At 58.6% G+C, this 20013-nt stretch carries 16 protein-coding genes; 8 read left to right on the top strand and 8 right to left on the bottom strand.

What is annotated here, in order from left to right:
- Positions 1-4: 4 nt before the first annotated feature.
- The 3 genes from cysN to AC13E3_RS22155 all read right to left on the bottom strand — a co-directional run bounded on the left by cysN (position 5) and on the right by AC13E3_RS22155 (position 3145).
- Entirely contained in the window at positions 5-1663 is a 1659-nt protein-coding gene (cysN, locus tag AC13E3_RS22165) for a sulfate adenylyltransferase subunit CysN (protein WP_008170122.1), read from the bottom strand.
- A gap of 1 nt (position 1664) precedes the next feature.
- Positions 1665-2573, bottom strand: a complete 909-nt coding sequence (gene cysD / locus AC13E3_RS22160) for a sulfate adenylyltransferase subunit CysD (protein ID WP_053112683.1) — start codon at positions 2571-2573, stop codon at positions 1665-1667.
- A 161-nt stretch (positions 2574-2734) separates the two neighbouring features.
- Complete coding sequence (locus AC13E3_RS22155) at positions 2735-3145, bottom strand: PilZ domain-containing protein (protein ID WP_482902565.1); 411 nt, start codon at positions 3143-3145, stop codon at positions 2735-2737.
- Positions 3146-3472: 327 nt separating this feature from the next.
- Here AC13E3_RS22155 and rimO point away from each other — a divergent pair, with 327 nt between their 5' ends.
- Positions 3473-4822 (top strand): 30S ribosomal protein S12 methylthiotransferase RimO, encoded by a 1350-nt coding sequence (rimO, locus tag AC13E3_RS22150; protein ID WP_482902564.1) that lies wholly within the window; start codon positions 3473-3475, stop codon positions 4820-4822.
- A 455-nt stretch (positions 4823-5277) separates the two neighbouring features.
- Here rimO and gatB read toward each other — a convergent pair whose 3' ends face one another.
- Genes gatB through gatC form a run of 3 tightly spaced genes read right to left on the bottom strand, consistent with a single transcriptional unit; the run spans position 5278 to position 8520 of the window.
- Complete coding sequence (gene gatB, locus AC13E3_RS22145) at positions 5278-6729, bottom strand: Asp-tRNA(Asn)/Glu-tRNA(Gln) amidotransferase subunit GatB (RefSeq protein WP_008170130.1); 1452 nt, start codon at positions 6727-6729, stop codon at positions 5278-5280.
- A 34-nt stretch (positions 6730-6763) separates the two neighbouring features.
- On the bottom strand, positions 6764-8221 hold the full coding sequence (gene gatA, locus AC13E3_RS22140; RefSeq protein ID WP_482902563.1) for an Asp-tRNA(Asn)/Glu-tRNA(Gln) amidotransferase subunit GatA: 1458 nt from the start codon (positions 8219-8221) through the stop codon (positions 6764-6766).
- An 11-nt stretch (positions 8222-8232) separates the two neighbouring features.
- Positions 8233-8520, bottom strand: coding sequence for an Asp-tRNA(Asn)/Glu-tRNA(Gln) amidotransferase subunit GatC (gatC, locus tag AC13E3_RS22135; RefSeq protein ID WP_008170132.1), 288 nt, complete (start codon positions 8518-8520; stop codon positions 8233-8235).
- Positions 8521-8894: 374 nt separating this feature from the next.
- Here gatC and AC13E3_RS22130 point away from each other — a divergent pair, with 374 nt between their 5' ends.
- From AC13E3_RS22130 to AC13E3_RS22100, 7 genes are read left to right on the top strand one after another with little or no spacing between them, the layout of a single operon-like run.
- Positions 8895-9935, top strand: a complete 1041-nt coding sequence (locus tag AC13E3_RS22130; protein WP_008170134.1) for a rod shape-determining protein — start codon at positions 8895-8897, stop codon at positions 9933-9935.
- A gap of 29 nt (positions 9936-9964) precedes the next feature.
- Positions 9965-10861, top strand: a complete 897-nt coding sequence (gene mreC / locus AC13E3_RS22125; protein WP_082220538.1) for a rod shape-determining protein MreC — start codon at positions 9965-9967, stop codon at positions 10859-10861.
- The gene (gene mreD, locus AC13E3_RS22120; RefSeq protein ID WP_053112679.1) at positions 10861-11337 is read left to right on the top strand and encodes a rod shape-determining protein MreD; all 477 of its coding nucleotides are present in this window, start codon (positions 10861-10863) and stop codon (positions 11335-11337) included. The genes mreC and mreD overlap by 1 nt, the downstream gene beginning before the upstream one ends.
- 2 nt (positions 11338-11339) lie before the next feature.
- On the top strand, positions 11340-11945 hold the full coding sequence (locus tag AC13E3_RS22115; RefSeq protein WP_053112678.1) for a Maf family protein: 606 nt from the start codon (positions 11340-11342) through the stop codon (positions 11943-11945).
- A complete protein-coding gene (rng, locus tag AC13E3_RS22110; RefSeq protein WP_053112677.1) occupies positions 11942-13423 on the top strand; it encodes a ribonuclease G in 1482 nt (493 codons plus the stop codon). The genes AC13E3_RS22115 and rng overlap by 4 nt, the downstream gene beginning before the upstream one ends.
- A gap of 40 nt (positions 13424-13463) precedes the next feature.
- Complete coding sequence (locus AC13E3_RS22105) at positions 13464-17219, top strand: YhdP family phospholipid transporter (RefSeq protein ID WP_053112676.1); 3756 nt, start codon at positions 13464-13466, stop codon at positions 17217-17219.
- A 30-nt stretch (positions 17220-17249) separates the two neighbouring features.
- Entirely contained in the window at positions 17250-18095 is an 846-nt protein-coding gene (locus AC13E3_RS22100; RefSeq protein WP_008170148.1) for a carbon-nitrogen hydrolase family protein, read from the top strand.
- 9 nt (positions 18096-18104) lie between these two features.
- On the opposite strand, the gene yjgA is transcribed toward AC13E3_RS22100, so the two are convergent.
- Both yjgA and mgtE read right to left on the bottom strand, forming a co-directional pair.
- Complete coding sequence (yjgA, locus tag AC13E3_RS22095; protein WP_008170149.1) at positions 18105-18632, bottom strand: ribosome biogenesis factor YjgA; 528 nt, start codon at positions 18630-18632, stop codon at positions 18105-18107.
- 15 nt (positions 18633-18647) lie between these two features.
- A complete protein-coding gene (mgtE, locus tag AC13E3_RS22090) occupies positions 18648-20009 on the bottom strand; it encodes a magnesium transporter (RefSeq protein WP_008170150.1) in 1362 nt (453 codons plus the stop codon).
- Between the last annotated feature and the right edge of the window lie 4 nt (positions 20010-20013).

Below are 20013 nucleotides of genomic sequence, written 5' to 3'. Positions count from 1 at the left end.
CGGCTCAGATTCGCTTGTTGCGCACCAGGTCTTGCACCAGTTTGCTGACCGCGCCTGCGATTTCTTCACTGTCGTCTGCGCAGATGGAAGCCGAGGCGATGTCCGAGCCGAGCTTTGCCGCAATCGCGATGACGCCGTGGGCGCTGATGACCTGTGCGAAGCGGCGGCGATCATCGACAGTGCCGGCGTTGTCTTCGCTGAGCACGATGGACGTTTTACCCTGATCAAACAGCGCCCGTTCCAGGGACAAGGCCAGGGCCGCTGCCTGCTTGCCATTGCACGCGATGATGGCAGGCTTCTGGGCCAGACGACGCCGGCGCTCGTCAGCGCTGACCGGGTCCAGCGATTCCACCGTTTCCGAGGTTCCTGCGATCATGCCCGCGCCGATGGTCACGTTGCTCAGCCGGTCGATAACGATAAAACTGCCGGTTGCGTGGTTGTTGGGATAAGGATCGAACGCAACGGGTTGGCTCAGGGTCAGTTCGCACAGGCCGATTTCGTTCAAGTTCAGTTCCGGAGGGTTTTCCCGTTTTTCCAGCGTGTTTACGTCTGTCTGATGCTGAATCTTTCTCACCGTGGCCGATGAGAAGGTGGGGCCCAGCTTGATGTCATAGAGGCGACCGGTTTCCAGCGGCGCGTCGGTCATCCAGACGATGTTGGCGAGGAAACGGTTGCCCACTTCAGGCTCATCTTCCGCTTTTACCAGCATGTCGCCACGGCTGACGTCGATTTCGTCGGTCAGCGTGAGGGTGATCGCCTGGTCGATATAGGCTTCTTCAAGGTTGCCGTCGAAGGTTACCACCTCTTTCACCGTGCTGGTGCGCCGGGAGGGCAGCGCCATGATTTTCTCGCCCGGGCGGATCACGCCGGAGGCGATGGTGCCGCAGAAGCCGCGAAAGTTCAGGTTCGGGCGGGTTACGTACTGAACCGGGAAGCGGAAATGCTCCAGGTTCTTGTCCCGACCGACTTCCACGGTTTCCAGGATTTCCATCAGCGGCTGGCCGGTGAACCAGGGGGTGTGCTCGCTCTTGTTCACCACGTTATCGCCTTCCAGGGCGGAAATCGGCACGAAGCGGATGTCCTTCAGGCCCAGTTTGGCGGCAAACGCCAGATAGTCGTCCCGGATCTCGTTGAAGCGCTCTTCGCTGAAATCCACCAGATCCATCTTGTTGATGGCGACCACAATGTGGCGGATGCCCAACAGCGAGGCAATGTAGGAATGCCGGCGGGTCTGGGTCAGCACACCGTGGCGGGCATCGATCATCAGGATCGCCACCTGCGCCGTGGACGCGCCGGTGGCCATGTTGCGGGTATACTGCTCGTGGCCCGGAGTGTCGGCGATGATGAACTTGCGCTTGTCGGTGGAGAAATACCGGTAGGCAACATCAATGGTGATGCCCTGTTCGCGCTCCGCCTGCAGGCCGTCTACCAGCAGGGCCAGGTCCAGCTTCTCGCCGGTGGTGCCCATCTTGGCACTGTCGGTTTTCAGGCTGGCCATGTGATCTTCATAGATCATCTTGGTGTCATGCAGCAGGCGACCAATCAGCGTGCTCTTGCCGTCGTCCACGCTGCCGCAGGTGAGCAGGCGCAGGAGTTCCTTGTTTTCGTGCTGTTTCAGGTAGGCCTGAATATCTTCCGCAATCAGATCAGACTGGTGTGACATCTTAGAAATACCCTTCCCGCTTTTTCTGTTCCATGGAGCCGGCTGAATCGTGGTCGATTACCCGACCCTGGCGCTCGGAGCTCTTGGCCAGCAACATTTCCTGGATAATGTCAGGAAGCGTGTTGGCTTCGGATTCGATGGCGCCCGTCAGCGGGTAGCAGCCCAGTGTCCGGAAGCGAACCGATTTCATCATTGGTTTCTCGCCGTCCTTCAATGGCATGCGGTCGTCGTCCACCATGATCAGGGTGCCATCGCGCTCAACGACCGGGCGTTCGGCGGCATAGTAGAGCGGAACGATGTCGATGTTCTCAAGGTAGATGTATTGCCAGATATCCAGTTCCGTCCAGTTGGACAGCGGAAACACCCGGATACTCTCGCCCTTGTTGATCTTGCCGTTGTAGATGTTCCACAGCTCGGGACGCTGGTTCTTGGGATCCCAGCGATGGTATTCATCCCGAAACGAATACACGCGTTCCTTGGCCCGGGATTTTTCCTCGTCACGGCGGGCACCGCCGAAGGCTGCATCAAACTTGTACTTGTCGAGCGCCTGTTTCAGGGCCTGGGTCTTCATGACATCGGTATGTTTCGCGCTGCCGTGAGTAAACGGCCCGATTCCCTGATCCACGCCTTCCTGGTTGGTGTGCACAATCAGGTCGAGGCCGAACTTCTCAGCGACGTTGTCCCTGAACTTGATCATGTCCCGGAATTTCCAGGTGGTATCAATGTGCATCAACGGAAAGGGCGGCTTACCCGGGTAAAAGGCCTTCAGGGCCAGGTGAAGCATTACCGCGGAGTCCTTGCCGATGGAATACAGCATTACCGGATTGTCGAACTCGGCTGCCACTTCCCGGATGATGTGGATGCTTTCCGCTTCCAGCTGTTTCAGATGCGTGAGGTTGTATGTGGTCATGGTAATCCGTTGCCGCCGTGCGGGCCGTTGTGGCTATGCGAATTGATAGCGCAACTATACCAGAGCCAGCAAGGGCATAAGAAGACGGTCAACTAGACATTGGCGCTATAACAATATAGCAGGTGGCGGGCGCCGGGCTTCCGAAAGGCGGGTGTCCGGGCTCAGGCTGGATTGCAGGAGTCGGCCAGTAATTTGGCAACGTAGCGGTCGACATAGTCGAAGCCGTTGCCCTCGAACTCGGCGAACTGGATGCCCAGCTGGAATTCATCTCTGGCAATCCGGCGCATATGAACGATATTGCCGTCTGCAACAATGGAAACCGGTTGCGTGGCAACGACGGGCACCGAGAACCGGGCTTTGACGGCAATCCAGTTGCCGGGAGCAGGCGCCTTTTGCTCCGGAATCAACTGCTTCACCGTTGCCTGGTTGCAGGAAATCATCACGCCGGTGCGTGAAAGATTGGAAATTGAACAGGTAAGACAGCAGCCGTCCGGTTTTTCAAGGGTAATGTCGGTGGCTACGTCCACCCGTTGCTGGTTGCGCAGATTCAGTTTGGCGGCGACAGGTTTCATGTTGACTCTTCTGGCGTGTCTGGTTGCAAATGAGGCTGCCTTTCCCATAAATCCCTTCCAGAAAAACACTTAAGCTTATGATAAGCGCATGAAAGTGTAGTTGTTTACTTTGTGATCAGCAAGAAGTCTGCCGCTTATTGTGGCAGTTTTATTAAACCTTTCTGAACGAAGCGTCACAAAAATTGACGCCTGTCAGTATTAGCCACCGGAAATGCCGGTCCGTCTTATGTCACAGGTTTTGCTACAGGCGGCACCGTGGCTGGTGTAAAATGCCGGCCTCCATTCATGTGTGGGCGTTCACTGAGCCCCGGGAATTCCAAGTTTTTTATGACAGACAACACCCAGAACCCCGCTACAGAAACCGGTAATGGCAAGGTCGGTTTTATCAGCCTTGGCTGCCCCAAGGCCCTTGTCGACTCAGAGCGTATCCTCACCCAACTCCGGCTCGACGGGTATGACGTGGTCCCCACCTATGACGACGCCGATATCGTGGTGGTGAATACCTGTGGCTTTATTGATGCCGCCAAGCAGGAATCCCTGGATGCGATTGGCGAGGCCATCAGTGAAAACGGGAAGGTCATTGTCACCGGCTGCATGGGAGTCGAAGCCGACAAGATCCGCGAGACCCACCCCGGCGTTCTGGCGGTTTCCGGTCCTCATGCCTATGAAGAAGTGGTCGGTGCGGTTCACCAGTTCGTGCCCCAGAAAAAGCAACACGACCCGTTCACCGATCTGGTTCCGCCCCAGGGCATCAAACTGACCCCGAGGCATTATGCCTATCTGAAAATTTCCGAGGGCTGCAACCACCGCTGCACCTTCTGCATCATCCCCTCCATGCGCGGCGATCTGGTCAGCCGGCCCATCGGCGATGTGATGGACGAAGCCCAGCGCCTGGTGGATGCCGGTGTAAAAGAGCTGTTGGTCATCTCCCAGGACACCTCCGCCTACGGCGTCGACACCAAATACCGCACCGGCTTCTGGCAGGGGCGGCCGCTCAAGACCAAGATGCAGTCACTGTGTGAAGCGCTCGGCGAAATGGGCGTGTGGGTTCGCCTGCACTACGTTTACCCCTATCCCCATGTCGACGACATCATTCCGCTGATGGCCGAGGGAAAAATCCTGCCGTACCTGGACATCCCGTTCCAGCACGCCAGCCCGAGAGTACTCAAGGCCATGAAGCGCCCGGCCCACGACAGCAAAACTCTGGAGCGCATCCGCAAATGGCGTGAGATCTGCCCCGAGCTCACCATCCGCTCCACCTTCATCGTCGGCTTCCCCGGTGAAACCGAGGAGGACTTCCAGTACCTGCTGGACTGGCTCGACGAGGCTCAACTGGATCGTGTTGGCGCGTTCAAATACAGCCCGGTGGAAGGCGCCAAAGCCAACGAACTGGAAGGTGCGGTTCCCGAGGAAGTCAAAGAAGAGCGCCTGGCCCGTTTCATGGAAAAACAGGCAGAGATTTCAGCAGCCCGCCTACAGGCCAAAATCGGCCAGACGATTGATGTGCTGATTGACGAGGTCGACGAGGAAGGCGCCATTGGTCGCTCCAAGGCAGACGCGCCGGAGATTGACGGTATGGTTTACCTTAACGACGAGACCGACCTTGTTCCGGGTGAGATTGTTCAGGCGGTTGTTGAGCATGCCGATGAGCATGATCTTTGGGCTCGGCTTCTTTGATGGCTTCCGGCTTGGGCACCTAGCCTGCCGAATTTGGGGGTAGGCCTCGGCGGGGTGTGCCTCCCAAAAACCGCTACGAGCACATCCATGTGCGCTTGGCGTCGGCCATCCATGGCCGCCGACATTTTTGGGAGTCACACCCCGCCAAGGCCTCAGAATCTTCAGGGATAGGGAGCAATCGGGCCGGATAAACAAGGTCAGTAGGTCGGATCAGGTGAAGCCGTAATCCGACCTATCATTTTGTTTTGATGGCCTGTCTTCGCGAGGGCACGCCGCCAGCTCGAGTGCCGTGGTGGGTAGAGCCTCCCAAAAATCTGGAGCGCCAGGGATGGCGCGACGAAGCCCTACAGGGATGTATTCACGGGCGTTTTTTGGGAGGCTCTACCCACCATGGCAGTCCCCCCAAGCTAGCAGGCTAGGGCCGCAGTCAGAAACCACGACCCAAGCCAAAAGGGTCACCCCCCAAGCTTGCGAACAAGAATCTCATTAAACAGCTTGGGATTCCCCTGACCTTTGGAGGCCTTCATCAGAGGCCCCATGAAACCCCCAAGCATCTTCTTGCGCTTCTTCGGGTCTTCCTCGTTCTGATACTGCGCCACCTGATCCGGCATGCCCGCCAGAACCTCGTCTACCATGGCTTCCAGGGCGCCGGTGTCAGACACCTGCTTCAGCCCCTTGGCATCGATGATGGCGTCAACGCTGTCGTTCTCACCGGACCACAGCGCCTCGAACACCTTCTTTGCGCCGGCGGATGAAATCGTATTGTCGGCAATCCGTACCACCAGATCGCCCAGCTGAGCACCGCTGATGGGCGAATCGGCAACCGATTTCTCCTCTGCATTCAGGCGCGCAGAGAATTCGCCCTGGATCCAGTTGGCGACCAGCTTTGCGTCTTTGCCCTGGCTGGCCGCTTCTTCAAAGAACGTGGCCAGTTTTGAGTCGCCGCTGAGCAGGCTGGCGTCGTAGTCGTTCAGGCCGTAATGGTCCATAAAGCGGACTTTGCGGGCGTCCGGCAGTTCCGGGAGACTGTTGCGGGCTTCTTCAATGAAGGAATCATCGATTTCTACCGGCAGCAGGTCCGGGCAGGGGAAGTAGCGGTAGTCGTTGGCTTCTTCCTTGGTGCGCATGGAGCGGGATTCGTCACGGTCGCCGTTATACAGGCGGGTTTCCTGCACGATGCTGCCGCCGTCTTCCAGAACGTCCATTTGCCGCTCAACTTCGTGGGCAATGGCCTGCTCCATGAACCGGAACGAGTTCAGGTTCTTGGTTTCGGTACGTGTGCCCAGAGTGTCGGACCCCTTCGGTTTCAACGAAATATTCACGTCGAAACGCATGGAGCCTTGGGACATGTCGCCGTCGCAGATGCCCAGGGATGTCACGATGCTGTGCAGCTTCTTCGCGAAGGCGACGGCTTCTTCCGCGTTGTTCATATCCGGTTCGGTGACCACCTCAATGAGCGGTGTGCCGGCCCGGTTGAGATCCACGCCGGTCATGCCGTGGAAATCCTCATGCAGGGATTTGCCGGCATCCTCTTCCAGGTGGGCGTGGTGAATGCGAACGCGCTTGGTCTCACCGTTCGGCAGATCAATGTCCACGAAACCGGGGCCGACAATCGGGCGCTCCAGCTGGGTGGTCTGGTAGCCCTTGGGCAGGTCCGGGTAAAAGTAGTTCTTCCGCTCGAATACCGAACGGCGCTCGATCTGGGCGTTCACGGCCAGGCCAAACATCACCGCATAGCGGAACGCCTGCTCATTAGGCACCGGCAGAGTGCCGGGCATGGCCAGGTCAACCGCGTTGGCCTGGGTGTTGGGCTCGGCGCCGTAAGAGGTGCTGGAGCCGGAAAAAATCTTGGTCTTGGTGGCGAGCTGAACGTGAATTTCCAGCCCGATCACAATGTCCCACTGCATAGTTGCTCTCTCCTGTAAGGGGCCTGTCCCGGGCTTATTGCGGTTCACGCTGGTGCCAGTCGGTCACCTGCTGGAACTGATGGGCGGCGTTCAGCAGACGCGCCTCGGAGAAATAATCCCCGATGATCTGCAAACCCACTGGAAGACCGTCGACGAAACCAGCCGGTACCGACATGGCCGGAACGCCCGCCAGGTTGATGGCGATGGTGAATACGTCTTCCAGGTACATGGTCACCGGGTCACTGGTCTTCTCGCCCTGGATGAAGGCCGGCGAGGGCGTGGTCGGGCTCATCAGCACATCCACTTCCTTGAAGGCATTGATGAAATCCTGCTGAATCAGCCGCCGAACCTTCTGGGCCTTGAGATAATAGGCATCGAAATAGCCGGCGGAGAGGGCGTAGGTGCCCACGAGAATCCGACGTTTCACCTCTTCACCAAAACCCTCCGCGCGGGAGCGGGTGTAAAGATCCATCAGGTCCTTGGGATCCTCGCAGCGGTAGCCATAGCGTACCCCGTCAAAACGGGACAGGTTGGCGGACGCCTCTGCTGGAGCAATTACATAGTAGGCAGCAATCGCGAGCTTCGCGTTTGGCAGCGACACCTCTTTAACGGTGGCGCCCAGTTTCTCGTATTCCTTTACTGCGTTGCGAACCTGCTGCTCCATCGCCGGGCTTAGCTGATCGCTGAAATATTCCCTGGGCAGGCCGATTCTTAAACCTTTTAGGGGCTCGTTCAGCGTGGCGGTGTAATCCGGCACCTCGCGGTCAATAGACGTCGAGTCCTTCGGATCAAAACCTGCCATCACATTCAGCATCAGCGCATTATCTTCTGCTGTGCGAGCCATAGTGCCGCCCTGGTCGAGACTAGACGCAAAAGCAATCATCCCGTACCGGGACACCCGGCCATAAGTGGGCTTCAGGCCAGTAACACCACACAGTGCCGCTGGCTGACGGATCGAGCCGCCAGTATCCGTGGCGGTAGCTGCCGGAGTCAGTCGAGCGGAAACCGCCGCAGCCGACCCGCCCGATGAACCGCCCGGCACCCGCTTACTACCTTCACTCAGGCCCCAAGGGTTGGTCACAGCGCCAAAATAACTGTTCTCGTTGGACGACCCCATGGCGAACTCGTCCATGTTGGTTTTGCCCAGGCACACCGCACCGGCCTGGCGGAAATTCGCCGTAACGGTGGCATCATAAGGCGGAACAAAGTTCTCCAACATCTTCGAACCGCAAGTGGTCCGAACGCCGTTGGTACAGAAAATGTCCTTGTGCGCAAACGGGATCCCCGTCCAGGGCGTCGCATTCCCCGCCGCACGCTGGTCATCCGCGACCCGGGCATCGGCCAGGGCCTGCTCTTCGGTCACGGTAATAAAGCTGTTGTACTTCGAATCTTCCCGCTTGATGCGGTCGAGGAACTCCTGGGTCAGCTCCACACTGGAAATCTTGCCGCTTTCCAGTTCCAGGGAAAGCTCTGCTACGGATTTGTTATGCATGACGTGTCCTTTCACTCGATCACTCGGGGAACCAGATAAAGCCCGTTCTCGGTAGCCGGCGCAATCGCCTGGAACGCCTCACGCTGATTGGTCTCGGTTACCTCGTCAGCGCGCAGGCGCTGCACTGCATTCAGCGGATGGGCCATGGGCTCAACCGAATCGGTGTCGGCAGCACCCAACTGATCCACCAGATCCAGGATGTTGCCCAGATCCTTCTCCAGAGCCGAAACCTGCTCGTCATCCACACGAATGCGGGCGAGCACAGCGACTTTCTCAATGTCCTCACGGGAAATGGTCACGCATTGCCTCCCAGATAAATGAAATGTCATTAATAAATGTTTTGAAAAAAGAGGGCCGCTCTGAACTGCGGGGACGTTCGGAGATCCCTTTTCAAAACTGTAGAGGGCCAAGGATGGCCCGAAACAAGCGCACATGGACGTGCTCGTAGCGTGTTTTGAAAAGGGATCTCCGAGCGGCCCTACACCGAAGCCGGAAAATCAGGTGGACCATGGTAACAGATTCGAACAATGGCGGGAGGCCCCAGCCCATAAGGTAAATGTGTGAACCGTAAGGCTTGAGGCCCGTTAGCGCCTTGCCTGCAGGGGTGCTCACTGCTAAAGTTGCCGCATCTTTTCTTTGCGACTGCAACTCTCAGGTTGAAACTACACGAATGTTGATAAAAAGACTCCGAGGCATCTTCTCCAGCGATCTGTCCATCGACCTGGGCACCGCCAACACCCTGATCTACGTGCGTGAGCGCGGAATCGTGCTGAACGAGCCCTCGGTAGTGGCCATTCGCACCAACAACTCTCAGAAAATGGTTGCCGCTGTCGGCGCTGAAGCCAAGCGCATGCTCGGCCGTACACCGGGCAACATCACCGCTATCCGCCCCATGAAAGACGGCGTGATTGCAGATTTTGTGGTAACCGAAAAAATGCTCCAGCACTTTATTCATAAGGTGCATGAGAACAGCTTCATTACCCCGAGCCCGAGAGTGCTGGTGTGTGTTCCCAGCAAGTCCACCCAGGTAGAGCGCAAAGCCATTCGCGAATCCGCCCTCGGTGCTGGTGCCCGGGAAGTCTTCCTTATTGAAGAACCCATGGCAGCCGCTATCGGCGCCGGTCTGCCGGTTGAAGAAGCCAGCGGCTCCATGATCGTGGACATTGGTGGTGGTACCACCGAAATCGCCATTATCTCCCTGAACGGCATCGTCTACGCCGAGTCTGTGCGGGTTGGCGGTGACAAATTCGACGAAGCCATCGTAACCTACGTGCGTCGCAACTACGGCAGCCTGATCGGTGATTCTACCGCCGAGCGTATCAAGCACGAAATCGGTTGCGCATACGAAGGCCTCGAAATCCGCGAGATCGATGTGCGCGGTCGCAACCTCGCCGAAGGTGTGCCCCGGGCATTTACCCTCAACAGCGAAGAGATTCTCGACGCGCTGCAGGAATCCCTGGCGCAGATCGTTCAGACCGTCAAGAGTGCTCTGGAACAGTCTCCGCCCGAGCTGGCGTCCGACATTGCCGAGCGCGGTATTGTTCTGACCGGCGGCGGCGCACTGCTGCGCGGGCTGGACAAACTGATCAGCGAGGAAACCGGCCTGCCGGTGATTATCGCTGAAGACCCGCTGACCTGTGTGGCCCGTGGTGGCGGCAAGGCGCTGGAAGTGATTGACCGGGGTGGCATCGGAATGTTCTCCCAGGAGGGATAATCCTGTGGGGAGGGCTCGCCATTAAAACCATCTTTGTCCAGGGGCCTGTTCCCGGCTTCAGACTCCTCATTGTTCTTCTCGTATCGGCAGCCCTGGTGGTTGCCGATGCGCGTTTCGACAAGCTCTCAACGGTGCGAAGTACCATTGCAACCGGTCTGGCACCCGTGTACTGGCTGGGGAATGCGCCCTACGAATTTTCCGACTGGTTCGCCGGGCTGTTTGAAAATAAACAGGATCTTCAGGAAGAGAATGAAGATCTCCGGGCTCGTTTGCTGATCCTCGAGCGTCGCGCCCTGAAATACGCCGCGCTTGCTTCCGAGAACAACGAGCTGCGCCGCCTGATGAACTCATCAGAAGTATTGGATGACCGCGTCATCGTTGGCGAGGTGGTCGGTGTCTCCCCGGATCCCTTTTCCCACGAAATTATTATCAACAAAGGGCGCAGTGACGGCTTGTCGCCGGGCCAGGCCATTCTGGACGCCCATGGTCTGATGGGCCAGGTGGTGCAGAGCAGCCAGATTACCTCCCGCGTCTTGCTCGTCTCCGACAGCAGCCACGCCGTTCCGGTGGAGGTTGTGCGTAACGGTTTGCGCGCCATCCTGCTGGGTACCGGCGATACGGATACCCTGGATCTCGTTCATGTGCCGGATACGGCGGATATTCGCGAGGGCGACCTGCTCGTCAGTTCCGGTCTTGGTGGCCGTTTTCCGAGGGGCTACCCGGTCGCGGAAGTCAGTCGAATATCCAAAGAGCCGGGCGAACCTTTTGTCTCCATTGAAGCCACACCCAAGGCGCAACTCAACCAGAGCCGTCTGGTGCTGGTAGTATTCCCTGCGGAAAATGCCGCGCCGATCGAAACCGACGAGGGTGAGGACGCATCCGCTGCCAACGTCGCCGAAGATGCCAGCCAGGGAGGGCAGGACTGATGTTGTCCGTAATCAGCTATCCGGTCTTTGTGCTTTCCGTGATCGTTGCCCTGGTGTTCAGTATTTCCCTGTTTCCTGTGGGCTGGTTCGAGTTCCGCCCGGAGTGGTTGGGGCTGGTTGTTTTCTACTGGACATTCCGGGCTCCGGCCCAGTTCGGCATCCTGCTGGCCTGGTGTCTGGGCCTGCTTCTGGATGTGCTGGAAGCCACGCCTCTTGGCGTGAATGCCATGGCGATGGCCTTGATCGCTTTTCTGGTGCTTACTATCCACCAGCGTTTGCGCATGTATCCAATGCCCCAGCAGTGCCTGATGGTGTTCCTGTTGTTGGGCATCAATCAGATGCTGGTGCATTTTGTAAAGCAATTGCTGGGGGCTGATGATGCTGGCTTCAGCTACCTCTGGCCGGCCCTGACCAGCGCCCTGGTATGGCCGGTATTCTGTATCCTGCTGGACAACATTAACCGCAAACTGGGTTAGCCATGCCATCAATCATTCTCGCCTCGGCTTCGCCGCGCCGGGCGGAGCTGTTGCAGCAAATCGGCCTGAATTTTTCGGTTCGTCCGGCGGACATCGACGAAACACCGGAGCCCGATGAATCCCCGGAACGCTATGTGGAACGTTTGGCCCGGGAGAAGGCGCTGGTTGTGGCTGGGTCCTCACCGGAATGCCTGGTACTTGGGTCGGATACATCGGTGGTGCTCGATGGCGAGATACTCGGTAAGCCGTCAGACTTCACCGAAGCCCGGGAAACATTGGCCCGCCTCTCCGGCGCCACTCATCAAGTCATGACTGCCGTGGCGTTGGCCTCAGAAGGGCAATGCCAGTCTGTTCTGGTCATCACCGAAGTTTGTTTCAGGCAGCTTTCCAGCGCAGAGATCGACGCCTATGTGGCCAGCGGCGAACCCATGGACAAGGCCGGGAGTTATGGAATTCAGGGCCTTGGTGGTATTTTTGTTAATGAGCTCCGGGGTAGCTACAGTGCCGTGGTTGGTCTGCCGCTGCAGGAAACCGCCGCATTGCTGGCTGGTGCCGGTTACCCGGTCTGGAAAAACTGGCCGCGCAGTCTGGAGAGCCAAACATTATGAGCGAAGAGATTCTGATCAACGTCACCCCGGTGGAAACGAGGGTGGCCCTGGTTGAAAACGGCATGCTGCAGGAAGCCTATATAGAGCGCACCAGCAGGAAAGGCATTGTCGGCAACATCTACAAGGGCAAGGTGGTGCGCGTTCTACCGGGCATGGAAGCGGCGTTCGTCGATATTGGTCTGGAACGGGCCGCATTCATTCATGCGTCCGATGTGGTTCCGAGTCAGTCCAATGGCGATGAGCCCGCCGATATTCCCAAAACCGTTCCCGATATTCGAAGCCTGCTTCGGGAAGGGCAGTCACTGGTCGTCCAGGTTACCAAGGATCCGATCGGTACAAAGGGGGCCCGCCTGACCACCCAGCTTTCAATTCCGTCGCGGTATCTGGTGTTTATGCCAGGCGTTAGCCACGTTGGTATTTCGCAGCGAATTGAGGACGACACCGAGCGGGCTCGGCTGAAAACGCTCGTTGAGGAGGCCGCCGCCGAGGATCCGGATGTTCAGGGCGGCTATATTATCCGGACGGCCGCGGAAGCGGCGTCACCTGAGGATCTGATTGGCGACATGGCTTATCTGCACCGGTTAAGTCAGTCCATACACGAGCGAATTGCCCGGGTTCAGGCGCCGGCGGTTGTGTATCAGGATCTGCCGTTGTTCATTCGCACCATCCGTGACCTGATCCGGCCCCAGACCGAAAAGGTGCGTATCGACAGCCGCGAGAGTCATCAGCGGGTGATGGAGTTTGTCGAGGAGTTCGTTACGGAATTTGCCGACAAGGTCGAGTACTACCCGGGCGAGCGCCCTATATTTGACCTCTACTCGGTCGAGGACGAAATCCAGAAGGCCCTGAGCCGAAAGGTCCAGCTCAAGTCCGGTGGTTATGTGATTATCGACCAGACCGAAGCCATGACCACGATTGATATCAATACCGGGGCGTTCGTCGGGCACCGGAATCTGGAAGAAACCATCTTCAAGACCAACCTGGAAGCGGCTCGGGCCATCAGTCGTCAGCTGCGCCTGCGAAACCTGGGCGGCATTATCATCATCGATTTTATCGACATGGAAGATCCCGAGCACCAGCGCCAGGTCCACCGGATGCTGGAGAAGATGCTGGAGCGGGATCACGCCAAGACCAAGATCACCGGCGTCTCCGAGTTGGGCCTGGTGGAAATGACCCGCAAACGAACCACCGAGAGCCTTGGTCAGGTGCTCTGCGAACCTTGCCCCATCTGCGATGGACGGGGTTTTCTGAAAACCACCGAGACCGTTTGCTATGAGGTTTTCCGGGAAATTCTCCGGGTTAATCGCGCCTATGATGCCGAGAGCTATCTGGTGATGGCCTCCCAGAGCGTGGTGGATCGCCTGCTGGATGAGGAATCCGATAACGTGGCCGATCTTGAAACCTTCATCAGCAAGACCATTCGCTTCCAGGTGGAGCCCTTCTACAGCCAGGAGCAGTATGATGTTGTTCTGCTCTGATGCCGGGAAACTGCGCCGGTTACCGGGTTAAGGGGTCTGAATGTCCTCCGCTGACCACGAACCGCCGCTTCCGGAGAACCTGCCCGAGAGCCCTCCGGTTCGGCTTTTGGCGCGGCTCGCCAGCCTGATCTGGTGGATGCTGCTGACACTTCTGGTGCTGCTGGCCTTATACGCCGGTCTTGGCCGCCAACTGACCCAGAATGTGGACAGCTTTCGCGATGATCTGGCTCGTGAGCTGTCAGACCGACTGGGCCATGATGTCAGCATCGGTGGCCTTTCATCCCAGTGGTACTGGCTCGACCCCGCCTTTACGGCCAGCGACATTCAGGTCACTCACCCTGACACCGGAATTGTCGTTGCCAACCTTCAGCATCTGAATATCCGCTTTGCTGCACTGGCCTCGCTGATGCGTCTGAGGATTGTCTTTGAGGACTTCCAGGCAGACGGTCTGGAACTGACCGTGAATCAGGAGCGCGGCGGTGATGTCGCGGTGAGAGGCGCAGAAATACCGGAACCGGTCAGCAATCAGTTGCAGGAGTGGCTGGAGCTTGCCGGTGACTGGCTCTCTGATCCTTACGTCAAGATTACCCGCGTCAATCTTGGTATCCGGGATAACCAGGGCAACCTGCGCCACCTGGATATCCCCCAGCTGGATCTCGACTACCGCCGTGGATTGTTCCACGCATCCGGCCGTGCCATGCAGTCTGGTACTACCCAGCAGCTGGCCAGTTTTGCCCTCGTGGGCCAGCATTTTTTCCGGGGTGACTTTACCGGCCAGTTGTACCTTGGCGTCGATTCCGGCCGGCTGTTCGACGGACTGGTTGACGAGTACCAGTGGCGATCCCTCCGGGTGGAAGGCTTCGATCTTGGTGGTGAAGCCTGGCTTACGTTCCGCAACGGTTTGCTGCAACAGGTGACCGGTACGGTGCGGACCCCCTATCTGCAGTTGGGTGTAGGCTCTCAATCCCTGGCGCCACTGGAAGACATCCGCGCGAGATTTGGCTGGCGTCGCCACGATACGGTGATGACCGACGAGACTGTGGTCGAATCCGGGGCCTTCGCCCTTGGCGAGTGGCATCTGAAGCAGCTCCAGTGGACCTGGGACGGCGATGTGGTTTCACCTTTCAGTCTGAGGTTGGCGCCGTCGGAGGGAGGCATGTCCGTCATTGCCGACGCCCTTCCGCTAGCGCCCACACGTCGCCTCGCTGCGCGGCTTCCGTTATTGCCGGAGCGTGCACTCCGGGCCCTTCAGGACTATAGGCCCGGTGGCTTTCTGGACCAGTTGAGAATCTTCTTCCCCGAGGGCGCCCCGGAAGACTTTCAGCTTTCCGGCCGGTTGCGTGACGTTAGTGTTCGGGCCCACGGCGGCGCGCCCGGCGTTACCTCTGTAAACGGAGACATCGCTCTGGACCGGCAACGAGGCTATGTCCGGATTGCCGCCGGCGAGTCGCCCGTTTCTCTGGATTTTCCCCAGCTTTTCGGGGGCGCCTGGTCATTCCCCGTACTTGAGGGCGAAGTGGCCTGGCTGCTGGATGGCGCTATTACCCGTGTGTTTTCGGATGGCGTACGGATGCGTTACGGCGAGGCCACCGAACTGGACGGTGCTTTTGACCTCAGGATGGATCGAGAGGGTGAAGACAATCTGGGGCTCAAAGTGTCGGTGAAAAACGGCAACGCCGACATGCTGGCAGATTTCGTTCCGGTTAAGGCGGTAAACCCCGGTTTGTACGATTGGCTCACGACCGCCATTCTCGAGGCCGATATTACCTCAGGGACGTTTTTCGGCCATGGTCAGATAGGTTTTGGTGCACCCCGGGGCTCCTTCGTCACCTCAATGATCTATGAATTCGATCAGGCATCTGTCCGCTACGATGACGCCTGGCCGGAGGTCACAGGTGCCCGGGGCAGTGTCAGGGTTCACAATGGCGACACGCTGGTTCGACTCGAAGCAGGTCAGACCGGTGGCCTGGATCTCGATCCCGGGACGGTTCGCGTGGAGCCCTCCGATCAAGGCACACGGATAAGGGTGGATACCTCGGCACGGGTGCCCGGCGAATCGGTCGGGTTCTGGATGGAAAATAGCCCCCTGGGTGATATGGCAGGCACAGAGGCCCAGAAGCTTGAATATGGTGGTGAGTATCAGCTGGACCTTGGTGTCGACTTGCCATTGGGGACGGAGCAGCCAACCGTGGTTGAGGCAAAAATTGCCGCACAGGAAGGCACCGTCTCCTACCCCTCGGCAGGGTTGGCCTGGCGGTCGGTTCAGGGTGAACTGACCTACCACAGCGAAAACGGCTTCTCCGGTGGCCCTTTGACTGCCGAATTTTTCGATGAACCGGTAACCATTGCCTTCAGCAAGTCCCGGGCGGGCAATGCCCTTACCATCCGGCAGTCGGGAACGCTACCGGTGCCCGGGGTGTTTGAGCAGGCGGGACTTGAGACCAGTTCGGGTTTTGGTTTGCAGGGCAATGTTACCTATACCGCGGACCTGGACGTGGGATCGGATTCAACGTCGGGCATCCGCGTGCGGTCCACTCTTGAGGGGCTGGCGGTTGACTGGCCGGAGCCACTGTCAAAAACGGCGGATGAGGCAGCACCGCTGCGGGCAACCATCAATCCCTCGGCCGCCGGCGGGCTTGGCATTACGGGCGACTGGGAAAACCGCGCAACGTTCGATCTGTTATGGAAAGAGACCGGGTTTGATTTGCGTCTTGGCCGCCTGCACCTTGGCCCGCAGGTGTTGAACGATATTGATATCAATGCCCTCGATCTTGGTGACCGGTGGGTGGTGACCACCAGCTCGCAACGCGCCGAAGGCCGACTGACAATTCCGCAAAATGGCGACACGGTGAAGGCCGATTTTCAGGTGTTACGGCTCGTGCGCAGTGAAACACCCCCTGAGGATTCGCCGGAATTACTCACCCTCGAAGAGCAGCTTGAGGCGTTCCGCGCGCTGGATATGGGAAACTGGCCGGATATCGATGTCTCGATTGCGGAACTGCAACTGAACGACGAATCGTTGGGACAGTGGGCCTTCCGGCTCCGCCCCGAACCTTTTCGGTTGCAGGTAAATGACATCGAGGGGCGCCTGAATTCCCTGACACTGCTGGGCGACATGAGCTGGAGCATCGTCGGAGACCGGGAAACCAGCCGGTTTACAGGTTCCATCAGCGGGGGTGCGCTCGCGGATCTGAACGAGCTCCTCGACACTGAAATGCCGGTCACTAACGAGGGGACCAACATAGAGCTGGATCTGGACTGGCCCGGCCGTCCGGATGAGCTTTCCATACCGGAGCTCAGTGGCTCGGTCAGTCTAAGGCTGGATGAGGGTGTGATCCTGGAGCGAAACAACACGGCGCAACTGTTCCGGGTGTTCAATCTGCTGAACTCTGACACCCTATGGCGCCGGTTGAAGCTCGACTTTTCCGATCTGTATGAGCGTGGGGTGGCATTCGACGCGATCTCGGGCAAGGCGCAGATCATCAATGGCTTGCTGACCATGGATCCCGAACTGCAAATAGTGGGCCCATCCGGCGCCTTCAAACTCAGTGGCACGACCAATATGGCCAGCGAGGAGCTGGATATGCGGCTTGTGGTTGTGTTGCCCCTGACTCAGAATCTGCCATTGGCGGCGCTGCTCATGGGTGCCGGTGCGCCGATCGGCGGCGCCTTGTTTGTGCTGGACAAGATTCTGGGCGATCCTTTGAGCAGGCTGACAAGCGCAACCTACAGCGTGACCGGCTCATGGGACGAGCCGGAAGTGAATCTGCAACGGGTTTTTGACACCGGCGAATAACTTTTCTGTTTGGCAATATCGGAGGCAGTCATGAACAAGCGTGTTTCCAACCGGGTCGCAGCCATCCAGATGGTCAGCGGTCATGACATTGACGCCAATCTGCGCGAAGCGGAACAGCTGCTGGCCCGGGCTGCCGAGCAGGGCGCCTCGGTCGCCGTACTGCCTGAGAATTTTGCGGTTCTGGCCACCAGTCAGATGATTGATCGTGGTCGCCAGGAGGCGGGGGCCGAGCCTGTCATAAGAACCTTCCTGGCCGAACAGGCCCGGAAACTGGGGCTCTGGATCGTTGGCGGATCGATGCCCGTGGCCAAACGACCGGACGGCTCAGATCTGGAGGATCGGGTCAGGGCAACCTGCATTGTCTTTGATGACCAGGGTGAGGAAGTTGCCCGTTACGACAAGATTCACCTGTTTGATGCCATGGTGGAAGACGCCCATGGTCAATACCGTGAATCGGACACCTTCGAGCCCGGCGAACAGATAGTGACCGTGGATACGCCCGCGGGCAAGCTGGGGTTGGCGATCTGCTACGATCTTCGCTTTCCGGAGCTGTTCAGGCTGCTGCGTGAGCAGGATGTCGACTGGATTTGCCTTCCGAGCGCTTTCACCTGGCAGACCGGTGATGCCCACTGGTACCCCCTGATCCGGGCCCGCGCGATCGAGAACCAGGTATGGTTAGTGGCACCTGGCCAGGGTGGCCAGAACAGCGAGCGCCGTCGCACCTATGGCCACAGCCTGATCTGTGATCCCTGGGGGCGGATCGTGACGGAAATGGGGGAAGGCCCGGGCCTGGTCACCGCCGAACTGGACGCCGATCAGGTAGCCAATCTGCGCGCCCGGATGCCGGTGTGGGAGCACCGCCGGCTCAAAGGTTGAACCAACGGCTCACATGGCCTCGGCGTCATCGATGCACTCCCTGAGATAACGGAACAGTTTCCGGGCCTGGCCGGTGTTCTTCTGTTTTTCGACGTCTTTTCGGGCGTTTCGAGCAAGGTTTCGCAGGTGCTGCATATCGGCAGTGGGGCAGTAGCTGAAGAACTCGCCAACAACGGAATCGCCTTCGGCAATCATCCGGTCCCGCCAGCGTTCCGCCAGGTGGTGTCTGCGGGTGTGTTCTTCGCTACCGGCATCGAAGGCGTCGATGGCTTTCGCCAGGGCTTCAGGATCATCTTCCTGTCGGATGACCTTACCGATGTATTGCAGGTGCCGTCGTTTGGCCTCGTTCTGGCGGATACGGCGGGATTCCTCGATCGCGGCGCGGAGGGTCTCGCTGATTGGCAAGGTTTCCAGCTGATCGTTGCTCAGGTCCAGCATCCGCTTGCCCAGATCCTGCAGGGCATGCATTTCCCGTTTCAGCTGGGATTTGCTCGGGCCGTCGTATTCCGGCGCGTCGTTGTCTTGATGGTCTTTCATAAATCCGAGATCCGCTTAAGCGTAGAAAATCGTCGCGAGGCCAAGAAAGGCCATGAACCCGACTACATCGGTCACAGTCGTGAGAATCACGCTGCCTGCCAGGGCCGGATCAATATTGCGAGATTTGAGAAACAGTGGCAGAACCGTGCCAACCAGCGCTGCGGCGACAAGATTGATCACCAGCGCGGCAGCAATGATCGCGCCGATCATCACATCCTGGAACCAGAGCATGGCTGCACCCGCCACCACGGCGGCCCAGAGCAGGCCGTTCAGTATCCCTGACAGAAATTCCCGGTTCAGCAGCCAGCCTACGTTGGCGCCGCTGATCTGCCCCACGGCCATACCGCGAATCACCAGTGTAAGCGTCTGACTACCAGCAATGCCGCCCATACTGGCAACAATTGGCATCAGCACTGCGAGCGCCACCACTTTGGCGATCGTGTCTTCAAATAGCCCGATGACGGCGGAGGCGGTCAGTGCCGTAATCAGGTTGATGCCCAGCCAGACGGCACGGCGACGGGTGGTTTTCCACACCGGCGCAAAGGTGTCCTCGTCTTCGTCCAGACCCGCCATACTCATCAGTGAGTGGTCCGCATCCTCCCGGATAACGTCAACCACGTCATCGATGGTGATCCGACCCAGCAGGCGGCCCTCCTCGTTTACCACCGGCGCCGAGATCAGGTCGTAGCGTTCAAACAATGTCGCTACCTTGGTGTCGGAGAGGCTCACGGGAATGGGCTCGATGTCGGTATCCATGACTTCCCGCACGGTGGAGGCGGGGTTGGAGACCAGCATTTTCGTGATGGGCAGCATGCCAATGAAATCGTCCCGGCGGCTGACCACGATCAGGCTGTCGGTCATGGGTGGCAGGGTGCGGTGCCTGCGAAGGTAGCGGAGCACAACATCGATACTGATGTCCGGGCGCACCGTAATGGTGTCCGTGTTCATCAGACCGCCGGCGGTGTCCTCCGGATAGGAGAGAACTTCCTCCACCCGTTGCCGGTCCTGCTCGTCCATGGTCTCCAGGACTTCCTGGATGACCGTATCCGGCAGCTGCTGCAGCAGGTCGGCCAGGTCGTCTGACTCGAAATCCTCGATGATGTCCGCCAGTTCCTGAGCGTTCAGCTGGCTCAGGAAGTAGCCTCGGATATCATCACTGAGATACTGGAGAACCTCGCCTTCGAGGTCTTTGTCCACCAGGTTCCACAGCAGGGCCCGCTGCCGGGGCGGTGAGGACTCCAGCAAATGGGCAATATCACTGGGGCTCAGGCCACCGTTCAGGATGCGGGCAACCTGCTTCAGTGCGCCACTGTCCAGCGCTTCGCTCAGGGAACGAAGGCGCTGGCGGGCCTGGCTTTTTTCCAGTATATCGGTCATGTAT

This window comes from Marinobacter sp. L-80, from assembly GCF_056859395.1.
This window is presented reverse-complemented; position numbering and strand designations above follow the sequence as displayed.

What these genes read in the sequence shown, in the direction of transcription:
- gatB (WP_008170130.1), bottom strand. Translation starts at nt 6,729, where the DNA reads ATGCAGTGGGACATTGTGATCGGGCTGGAAATTCACGTTCAGCTCGCC.
- mgtE (WP_008170150.1), bottom strand. Translation starts at nt 20,009, where the DNA reads ATGACCGATATACTGGAAAAAAGCCAGGCCCGCCAGCGCCTTCGTTCC.
- cysN (WP_008170122.1), bottom strand. Translation starts at nt 1,663, where the DNA reads ATGTCACACCAGTCTGATCTGATTGCGGAAGATATTCAGGCCTACCTG.
- AC13E3_RS22105 (WP_053112676.1), top strand. Translation starts at nt 13,464, where the DNA reads ATGTCCTCCGCTGACCACGAACCGCCGCTTCCGGAGAACCTGCCCGAG.
- AC13E3_RS22155 (WP_482902565.1), bottom strand. Translation starts at nt 3,145, where the DNA reads ATGAAACCTGTCGCCGCCAAACTGAATCTGCGCAACCAGCAACGGGTG.
- cysD (WP_053112683.1), bottom strand. Translation starts at nt 2,573, where the DNA reads ATGACCACATACAACCTCACGCATCTGAAACAGCTGGAAGCGGAAAGC.
- rimO (WP_482902564.1), top strand. Translation starts at nt 3,473, where the DNA reads ATGACAGACAACACCCAGAACCCCGCTACAGAAACCGGTAATGGCAAG.
- rng (WP_053112677.1), top strand. Translation starts at nt 11,942, where the DNA reads ATGAGCGAAGAGATTCTGATCAACGTCACCCCGGTGGAAACGAGGGTG.
- AC13E3_RS22115 (WP_053112678.1), top strand. Translation starts at nt 11,340, where the DNA reads ATGCCATCAATCATTCTCGCCTCGGCTTCGCCGCGCCGGGCGGAGCTG.
- yjgA (WP_008170149.1), bottom strand. Translation starts at nt 18,632, where the DNA reads ATGAAAGACCATCAAGACAACGACGCGCCGGAATACGACGGCCCGAGC.
- gatA (WP_482902563.1), bottom strand. Translation starts at nt 8,221, where the DNA reads ATGCATAACAAATCCGTAGCAGAGCTTTCCCTGGAACTGGAAAGCGGC.
- mreD (WP_053112679.1), top strand. Translation starts at nt 10,861, where the DNA reads ATGTTGTCCGTAATCAGCTATCCGGTCTTTGTGCTTTCCGTGATCGTT.
- AC13E3_RS22100 (WP_008170148.1), top strand. Translation starts at nt 17,250, where the DNA reads ATGAACAAGCGTGTTTCCAACCGGGTCGCAGCCATCCAGATGGTCAGC.